7 protein-coding genes are annotated in these 8,459 nt (G+C 72.2%); 3 read left to right on the forward strand and 4 right to left on the reverse strand.

Annotated elements, in window-relative coordinates:
• Positions 1-18: 18 nt before the first annotated feature.
• The gene (locus tag O1R50_RS09500; protein ID WP_270109748.1) at positions 19-705 is read right to left on the reverse strand and encodes an alpha/beta fold hydrolase; all 687 of its coding nucleotides are present in this window, start codon (positions 703-705) and stop codon (positions 19-21) included.
• Positions 706-978: 273 nt separating this feature from the next.
• Positions 979-3,363: an AfsR/SARP family transcriptional regulator gene (locus O1R50_RS09505; RefSeq protein ID WP_270109750.1), complete on the reverse strand. Its 2,385-nt coding sequence runs from the start codon at positions 3,361-3,363 to the stop codon at positions 979-981.
• A gap of 187 nt (positions 3,364-3,550) precedes the next feature.
• Between O1R50_RS09505 and O1R50_RS09510 the strand changes: the two genes are divergently transcribed.
• Positions 3,551-4,225, forward strand: coding sequence for a hypothetical protein (locus O1R50_RS09510; RefSeq protein ID WP_270109751.1), 675 nt, complete (start codon positions 3,551-3,553; stop codon positions 4,223-4,225).
• 150 nt (positions 4,226-4,375) lie between these two features.
• Here the strand turns inward: O1R50_RS09510 and O1R50_RS09515 are convergent, their stop codons facing one another.
• Together O1R50_RS09515 and O1R50_RS09520 are read right to left on the reverse strand one after the other, a co-directional pair.
• Positions 4,376-5,761, reverse strand: a complete 1,386-nt coding sequence (locus O1R50_RS09515) for a WXG100 family type VII secretion target (RefSeq protein ID WP_270109752.1) — start codon at positions 5,759-5,761, stop codon at positions 4,376-4,378.
• A gap of 8 nt (positions 5,762-5,769) precedes the next feature.
• Entirely contained in the window at positions 5,770-6,096 is a 327-nt protein-coding gene (locus O1R50_RS09520) for a hypothetical protein (protein WP_270109753.1), read from the reverse strand.
• Positions 6,097-6,240: 144 nt separating this feature from the next.
• On the opposite strand from O1R50_RS09520, the gene O1R50_RS09525 reads away from it, so the two are divergent.
• Positions 6,241-7,908 (forward strand): hypothetical protein, encoded by a 1,668-nt coding sequence (locus tag O1R50_RS09525; RefSeq protein WP_270109754.1) that lies wholly within the window; start codon positions 6,241-6,243, stop codon positions 7,906-7,908.
• A gap of 14 nt (positions 7,909-7,922) precedes the next feature.
• Positions 7,923-8,366 (forward strand): hypothetical protein, encoded by a 444-nt coding sequence (locus O1R50_RS09530; protein WP_270109756.1) that lies wholly within the window; start codon positions 7,923-7,925, stop codon positions 8,364-8,366.
• The last annotated feature ends 93 nt before the right edge of the window (positions 8,367-8,459 follow it).

The following is an 8,459-nucleotide window of genomic DNA, read 5'->3' on the forward strand; positions in this document are numbered from 1 at the left end:
TGAGCTGTTGCGCGCAGATCAGATGACGGATTGAGTGACGGATTTGAGCCAGAAGGCCTTCATGCGCTCGACTGCACGGGGGTGGTCTTGCGGACGGTGCCCGGTTCCTTCCAGAACGAGGTGGGCCGCGCCCTCGTTTGCAAGCACGGCGGCGATCTCCCCGTACATGGGCGCACCGGCCCCGGTGACGACCAAGGTCGGGATGCGTGAGGGAACGGTCAGATCAACATCGAATTCCCAGGGTGGAACGATCGCGCGCAAGAGCGTTCCCTTGGCCTCCAACTCATCGGCGGCGCCCTTGGGGGCTACGCCCATGGCGTTGAGGAACCTCTCGGCGAAAGCCCGGCCGCTCAACGTCGCGTCCTCACAGAGTTCGAAGACAGGGGTCATGGCGGCGATGTGCGCCTCAACCGCAGTTCGGCCGCGCGCCAGTGCCAATGTCGCTGGTTCGAACAGCACCAAGCTGCGGACAAGATCCGGATGGCGTTCGGCGAGCAAGAAGGCGGCGATCGCTCCGTAGGAGTGTGCGACCACGTGACCCGGCTCGGACATGAGGGCCCCTACCGCCGCTGCGGTTAGGTGCGGGTCGTTGGACTTGGCGATGGATCCGACAAAGTGGAAATCCGCACACTCCATGTCAGCGGCCTGCAGCGGCCATGCTTCGTGACCGGAGCGGCCCGCGCCGTGAATGAAGAATGCTGTCATTCGCGGTACCGTAGGCCGCTCTCAGGCCGAACGTCAAACACGTTTCCGTTCGGCAGGCCACATCGAGCCGTGCCCACTCAGGACTGGTTTGCTCCACGCCGCTTTGCTACCGCTGAGGAAGTGGACAGAGACTGACCGCGGACATTCCACTGAGACGCAACGGTGGGGCCAGCCCATAACTGTCAACCGGGCATTTCGCCTGAGAACCTACACGCGTCGGCCCGCGCTCGTTGAAAGGTGTTGCGGTGCTTGAGTTCTCCGTGCCGTTGCGAGCTACGGCATATGCGGGGCGGACCCGCCGCGGTTCTCGATGGGGAGGGACGCGAGGCGGGCGCGGAGGGTCTGGGCCTCGCGGTCGCGTCCGGCCGCGGCGGCCCGGGCGTAGGCGGTGAATCCGCGGGTCCAGGTGCGGCCGTCGCGTTCGGCGAAGGCGGCGGCGCGGTCGCCGCACGCGCGGGCGGCGGCCGCGTCGCCGAGGCCGTGGTGGGCGAGGCCCAGGTATCCGAGGGAGACCGCCTGCTCGAACGCGTCGCCGCGCCGCTCGGCGGCCGCGAGCGCGGCTGTCTGGACCGACAGCAGCTCGTCGGGGCGGTCGAGCGAGCGTTCGGCGAGGACCCAGCCGAGCTCCCAGATCCGCAGGTCCGCCGCGAATCCGGCTTCGACGCGCAGGAGCCCGTGGAGGACCGCGCGCTCGGCCGAGAACCAGGTGGGGGCGTCCACGACGAGTTCGACGAAGACGCCCGGGGCCGGTGCGCCGGGGTGCACATGACTCTGGTCGAAGCGGTGGGTCGCGCGCCGTTCGGCCCGGTGGGCGGCGAACAGGTAGTGCTCGAGCATCCGCAGCGCGGCGGCGCGGCGCTCCACGTCGAGCACTTCGTCCGCGAAGCACTCGGCGGCGTACTCGCGCATGAGGCCGTGCACGCCGTAGCGGCCGCCGGGGTAGCGGTCGACCAGGTTGATCTCGGCGAGTGCGGCCAGAGCGGCGCGGGCCTCGGCGAGCGGGGCGCCCATGAGGCTGGCGAGGGCCGCGGGCGTGAGCGAGGGGCCGGGGTGGAGGCCGAAGAGGCAGAACGCGAGGGCGTCCCGCTCCCCCAGCAGCTGGTAGGAGCTGTCGAAGACCGCGCGCGGGTCGGAGGCGTGGTCGGTGGAGACGAGCACGTTGAGGAGGTTGCCGGTGCTCGCGAGCCGGTCGGCGAGCGAATTCAGGGTGAGCGCGGGATCGGCGGCGGACCAGGAGCCGACCAGGGTGAGCGCCAGCGGGAGCCGCCCGCAGGCGGCGGCGATGCGGTTGACGGCGGACCTGTCGTCGGCGGCGCGCTCGGGGCCGATCCGCCGCGCCAGGAGCGCCTGGGAGTCGGCTTCGGACAGCAGGCCGAGGTGCACGACCTCGGCGCCTTCGCTCATGTCTAGGCCGGTGAGGCGGTCGCGGCTGGTGACGATGGTGAACGAGCCGGGCGCGGTGGTCAGGAGCGGGCGCACGTGCGCGGCGTCGCGGGCGTTGTCGAGCACGATGAGGACGCGCCGCTGGGCGAGGATCGTGCGGTAGAGCCCGGCGCGTTCGTCGAGCCCGGCCGGGAGGCGTTCAGCGGGGACGCCGAGCGCGGCGAGCGCCTCGCCGAGCACGTCTTCGGGGCGGGCGACCGGCGCGGAGGGGTCGAAGCCGCGCAGGTTGAAGAACAGCTGCCCGTCGGGGAAGCGGTGGGCGACGCGGTGGGCCCAGGAGACGGCGAGGGCGGTCTTGCCGACGCCGCCCATGCCGGTGACGGCCGCGAGCCCGGCCTCGGACCCGGCGTCCATGAGGAACTTGTCGAGGGCCCGGATCTCGCTCTCGCGTCCGGTGAAGCGGCGCGTGGTGCGCGGCAGCATCGCCGGGACTGCGGGGGCCGCGACTGGTTCGGCTTGGGCCGCAACGGGTTCGGCGGGCTGGTCGCGCAGGATCGCCGTGTGGAGGTCGACGAGTTCGCGGTTGGGGTCGGCGCCGAGGGCGTCGGCGAGCCGTTCCTTCAAGGCGGCGAAGGCGTCGAGGGCCTCGGCGGTGCGGCCGCAGGCGTGGAGGGCCCGCATGAGGAGGCCGACGAGGCGCTGGCGGGAGTCGTGGACGGCGAGGACCTGCCGCAGTTCTTCGACGGCGGCCGGTGCGCGGCCGGATTCGATGTCGGCGTCGATGCGCTGCTCGAGGAGGGTGAGCCGGTATTCGTCGAGGCGGCGGCCGATCGCCCCGGCGGCCCGCCCGGGGAGGTCGGCGAGCGCGGGGCCGCGCCATTCGGCGAGGGCCTCGCGCAGGACCGCGGCGGCCCCGTCGTGCTCGCCTTCGCGGCGGAGCGTGCGGGCCCGGGATTCCTTCGCCTTGCAGCGCAACGTGTCGAGTTCGGTCGCTGCGATGCGGAATCGGTACGCGCGGCCGACGGTCTCGATGCGGTCGCGGGCCATGCCGAGCTGGCGGCGCAGGACGCCGATGGTGTTCTGGATCTGGGCTTCGGGGTCGAGCGGGAGGTCGTCGCCGTAGACGCCGGACACGAGACTGCTCATGGGGATCACGCGTCCGGCGTCGTCGAGCAGCAGCGCGAGGATCGTGGTGGCGTTGCCTCGGGGGAATGACACGGGACGGCCGTCGACGCGGACTTCGAGGGGTCCGAGCAGGCGCACGTCGAGGGTCATGGCGTCGTCGCTTTCAGCACCGCGGGTCGAGGGAGGTCCATTGTCCCACAAGGTGCGGCGCTGTTGCCGTCGTGAGGCATGGCGATTCGAGGGCGGATCCGTGGCGGCCGGGGCGAGGATGCGGGGGTCGAAAATGCGGGGGTCGAAAATGCACAGTCGCAACACAGAACGAGCCGAGGAGGTCCCAATGGACCGGATCGCCATCCCTGAGGACTACGAGGACCGTCTGCGGGCGGCGCATACCGCGGCCGCCCGGCTGCCCGAGGGGCCGGTGCGCGACAGCGCGCTGCGGGCCTTGGAAGGGGCGCCGACGCGCGAGCGGTTCGATGACGCGGCGCAGGCCGCGGCCACCGCGGGGAGGCTGGCCGCGCAGTTGACGAGCGCCGGGTTCGACGGCACCGACGCGGGCCGGGTGGTCTGGCTTCGACTCGACTACACCGGTCGGCTCGGCTCGCTCGCGTTGAGCCCCACCGTGGACCGGATGAGCGGCCGAGCGGTGGCCAAGGCGGTGCAGACCGCGTGGGACGCCGCCGAAGCGGCCCGTGCCGAGCACGTGATGCGCACCGAGCGCGAAGGCGCGGACCTGCTCGCACGCTGCCGGCCCGACGTGCGCTCGGCCGATCTGCGGGAGTGGATCGAACGCTCGCCGGAGCGGTTCACCAGCGAGGCCACCGACGACGACCTGTGCGAGGCGGAGGTGACCTTCGCGGGCAGGCTGACCGCGTTCAGGTTCCTGGTCCCCAATGCCACGATCGACACCGACCACGAGGAGCTCTCCGCGGCGGTCTCGGCGGCGATCGGGTTGGCACAACGGCGCGCGTCCGACCGCCTCGCCGCGCTGTTCCAGGCCACGGCGCGCTAGGGCGCAAAAGCGAGTCGGCCCGCCGTCCAAGGCGGCGGCCGACTCGCCGGGCGTCAGTTCATGCGGTCGGATCTTCTCTGCCGCCGCGGGCCAGTGCGCGGGGAGACGGCCCGACATCCATAAGGGACACCGGGCCGGTTCTCCCGCGGTTCAGGACTTGCCGGGCTCGGGCAGGTCGAAGCCGGGGAAGGTGATGGGCGGCAGCTCGTCCACCGGCGGGAGCAGCGGCAGTTCGGGCTCCTTCGGCTGCTCCTCTTGGTAGTCGACATAGGGGTTGCCTTCATCGGTGCCGATCCCCCACACGTCGTCCTCCGGATCCTCGGTCAGGAACGACTCGCGCTCGTACTCCTCGTCGGGGTTCACGGGCCCGCGCGCGGGCGCGCCCACCAGTCCCCCGCCGAAGCCGGGCCTGCTGCCGGGCGCGGCAGTGCCGGCGGCACTGCCGCCGCCCGGTGTGGCGACAAGACCGGCGGAACCGCCTCCCGGGCCGCCAGTCGGCACCTCCGGCGATCCAAGCCCGCCGCCGAGGCCGCCGCCACCGCCGGAAGCGAGGCCCCCGGAGGGCACTTCAGGATCTTCGAGTTCGCTCGGCTTCCAAGGGCTGCCCAGGTCAGGAGTACCGGGCGTGATCGGATCGGTCGAGAAGTCCGGGACCTCGGGCTGCCCGGGCGGCTCGAACCCGGGCACCTCGGGCTGCTCCGGCTGGGGCCGCTCACCTTCGGGCTGCGGGACCTCGTTGCTCGGGTCCTCGGGCTGCTGCGGCTGGGCCTGGTCCTGCTCCTGCTTGTCCTCGTCCTCTTTGTCCTTCTCGGCCTCGTCTTTGCCCTGGTCGTCCTTGTCCTTCTCCTCGACGTCCTTTTCCTGGTCCTTTTCGTCCTGGCCCGTCTTCTTGTCAGCGTCCTTGTCGGCCTCGGCATCCGCCCGCTGATCGACCTTCTCGAGGTTCCCCTCGCGGTCCTCGTCGTCAACGGGCAGGCAGTCGGTCGCGCCGGGGCCCTTGTCCTCCAAGGGCTGCAGCTCCCCGGCGGCCGAGGTGAGCGCGGTCCCCGTCGCCACGTCGGTCGCGGTGAGCACGGCCAGGCCGGTCGTGAGCTGCATCGTGCCCTCGTCGGCGCGCGCCTGGAACACGGCCTGCAGCACCGGCCCGAAAGGCCCGGCGGCCGCGATCGCCGCCCAGTGGACGGGCCCCAGCTCGACCTTCGGCGCGGGCTGCACGACGAACCCCGCGCCCTTGTAGGCCGCATCAGTGGCCTTCAACTGGTCCACCTGCGAGACCATCGCCGAGCCGCCGGTGTGCAGCACCTCAGCGGCGCCGCCGACCTTCGAGACGACCTCGTCCACATGCGCGTCCACGATAGACACGTCATCGTTGAACGCGGCGTTCGCCTGGTCCTGCCAGCCGTCGTTGATCGCGGTGACCTTCGTGCCGTACTCGGTCCCGTGGTCGCTCAGATCGGTACCGGCGGCGCTCATCTCCGCAGCGCAGTCGACGAACGCGGTGGGATCGGCGGCCAGCGCCTCCTCATATGCGGGCATGGCTCCTCCTAGGACTCGCGGCGGGCGGGAATGCGGCGTTCGAGGGCGCGGAACCTGCCGCGCACCTCCTTGTCGCAGGCTTCGAGCTCGTCGGCGCTGGTGGCCACCTGCGCGCCCTGCCAGTCGACGCGGCGTTCGACGCCTGCGGTGACCGCGTCGAACCTGCCGTGCCACTGGACGCCGGCCTCGCCGGTGACGAAGCCGCCGTTGCTCGACGCGGCGGTCTGCGCGGGCGCCTGCACCCGGTCGGAGGCCAGCTTGGCCTTCGGCGCGAGCGCTTGCAGGTCGCCGCCGCCGCCGCGCACCTGCTCGACTTCCATGTAGACCTCGTCCACGCTGCTCCTCCTTCGGTTCGGGCTTCCCTGCAATGTGCCTCCCGCCGCCACGGACCCGTCCCATTGCGGCTAGAGCGAAGTCATGGCGATTCCGGGGCGCGCCGGTCTTGCATGGGACGCAGCGAATCAGGGAGGTGCAACGGCATGAGCGACGGCGGTTTGATCGAGGGCTCGGCCCCCGGCGAAGGCTCGGGGTCCGAGTTCGTGACGGTCTTCGAGGCAGGTTCGGCGGCGGAGTCGGCGGACACGGGGATCGGCTACGAGGAGGCGGGCCTCGAATACGACTCCGCGCCCTACGACGGGGCGACGTACACGGAGATGGAGTCGGCGGCCGCGAGTTCCACGATCGCCTTCGGCGACACGTCCGGCCTCGAGACCGCGGGGGCCGAGCGCGCCGGCTGCGCGGCGGGGTCCTGCCCGCACCCGGTGGCGCATCCGGCCGAGACCGATTGGGAGCAGCTGGCTTCGGCCGTCCCGGTCGAGGGCCAGCTGGGCCGGTTCAAGCCGTTCTGCGAGGGCATGTCGTACCCGACCGAGGACGACTTCCGGGCGGCGGTGAGCGCGGTGCGGCCCATCGACCCCGACGCGTTCTCGCTGCAGCGCCTGCGCACCGGCTGGAACGACGAGGTCGCGGCCGTCATCGGCGATTGGCCCGCGCTGATCAAGACGAAGCTGACGGCGCTGTCGACCGGTTGGGCCGGAGCGGATTTCGACGCGTTCGCCGACCAGACCGACCAGGTCCGCGCCCTGCTGGAGGGCATCCTCGACGACGTGGAGGCGGCCGCGCAGGAGCTCAAGCACCGCGAGGAGGCGATCTATACGCTCCAGGGCGGCGACTCCGGCGAGATCCCGTACCCCGCGCCGCTGGTCGGCGCGGAGGGCGAATGGACGAACCTGGTCGCGATCCATGTGCGGCCCGCGTGGTGGCACGGCGACTGCATCCAGATGACCTGCGAGGAGGCCGAGAGGGCGCTCGAGCTGGGCGGGGCCGATCCGGCGCTGGCGGCTGAGGTGCGTTCGTTCATTGAGCAGAAGGCCGGTGAGGCGGCTTCCACTGTGGTTGGTGCGGTCGTCTCCGAGTCGCGGGTGGCGGCGGGCGAGGAGGCGAAGTCGAGCTTCGGTTCGCGCATCTCGGCCGAGTTGGCCGCGTATGCCGAGCGGCAGGCGGCGATCGACGAGTCGATCGGCGAGAAGCGCTCGGGCCAGAGCGAGCAGTTGGCGTCGCTGCAGACCGCCGGGGCGGATCGGCCGTATCCCGACAGCGCCGACGGGGCCTATATGGACCTCGAACCGCCCGCGATGGAGCAGCCGGCGCCGCCGGTGCCGCCGCAGACGACCCAGGACCCGACTCCGGTGCCTCCCGGCGGCGACGGGACGGTGGCGCAGGCCGAGGACGCTACGGACCCTTGGGAGACGGCGAGCGCCGAGGGCGAGGTCTCTGGTGGCCTCGCGAGCGGTGGCGGCGGGTTCGGCGGCGGCATGGGCGGCGGCCTCGGTGCCGTCCCCGGGGGCGCGACCGTGCCGACCGGCGGTGCGTCGGCGGGCAGTGCGTTCGGCGCCGCGATGCCGGGCGGCTTCACCGCTCCCGTGACGACTGGTGCGGCCCCGTCGGGCGGTTCGGGCGGCGGCTCGGGCGGGACGCGGACCGCGATGGTCGGCGGTGCGCCGCAGCAACAGCAGCAGGCCGCCGAGGCCCGCAAGAAGCAGAGTAAGTCCGAAGAGGACGAAGAAGCGGAGGAAGAGGACCTGACCTTCCGCGAGACCGACTTCGCCTGGGGCTACGTCAGACCCGGCGACGACCCCTACAACTAGCGAGGAGACGCGCGATGGCACAGGAGCGGGTGTTCGACCCCGAGGCGATCGAGGAGTACCGGCTGTTTCTGCTGGAGCTGCTCGAGACGCTCGAGAACCAGGTGATCCCGGTGCTGGGCACCGGGACCCTGAGCCGGGCCCCGGCGTTCGGGACCGCGCCGGGCGCGGCCGAGAACGCGGCGGTCCGGTACCTGGAGTTCCACGCCTCCACCTGGCGGAACCTCCAATACCTGCGGGGGACGCTGCACGGCATGGAGGCCGCGCTGACCGTGGTCGCGGCGAGCGGCGGCGAGGCCGAGGAGGAGGCGACCGCGGGAATCACGGTCACCGAGTCCGAACTGGCCGACCCGGCCGCGCACCCGACGGCCGACCAGAGCACGACAGGCGCGGTCGTCCTGGCCGAGGGCTTCACCGGCGACGGCACCGATTCCGGTGCGAGCGCGGTGTTCACCGCATAGGAGGCGTGGGGGCCCCCCCCCCGGGGGGGGGGCGCGGGGGGGGGGGGCGGGGGCGGGCGGGGGCGGGGGGCACCCCCTGGGGGCGGGGGCGGG

Source organism: Glycomyces luteolus (assembly GCF_027622875.1).
Classification (GTDB): Bacteria; Actinomycetota; Actinomycetes; order Mycobacteriales; family Micromonosporaceae; genus Glycomyces; species Glycomyces luteolus.

Coding starts and splice junctions, on each gene's coding strand:
- O1R50_RS09515 (WP_270109752.1), bottom strand. CDS start 5,761: ATGCCCGCATATGAGGAGGCGCTGGCCGCCGATCCCACCGCGTTCGTC.
- O1R50_RS09530 (WP_270109756.1), top strand. CDS start 7,923: ATGGCACAGGAGCGGGTGTTCGACCCCGAGGCGATCGAGGAGTACCGG.
- O1R50_RS09525 (WP_270109754.1), top strand. CDS start 6,241: ATGAGCGACGGCGGTTTGATCGAGGGCTCGGCCCCCGGCGAAGGCTCG.
- O1R50_RS09510 (WP_270109751.1), top strand. CDS start 3,551: ATGGACCGGATCGCCATCCCTGAGGACTACGAGGACCGTCTGCGGGCG.
- O1R50_RS09500 (WP_270109748.1), bottom strand. CDS start 705: ATGACAGCATTCTTCATTCACGGCGCGGGCCGCTCCGGTCACGAAGCA.
- O1R50_RS09505 (WP_270109750.1), bottom strand. CDS start 3,363: ATGACCCTCGACGTGCGCCTGCTCGGACCCCTCGAAGTCCGCGTCGAC.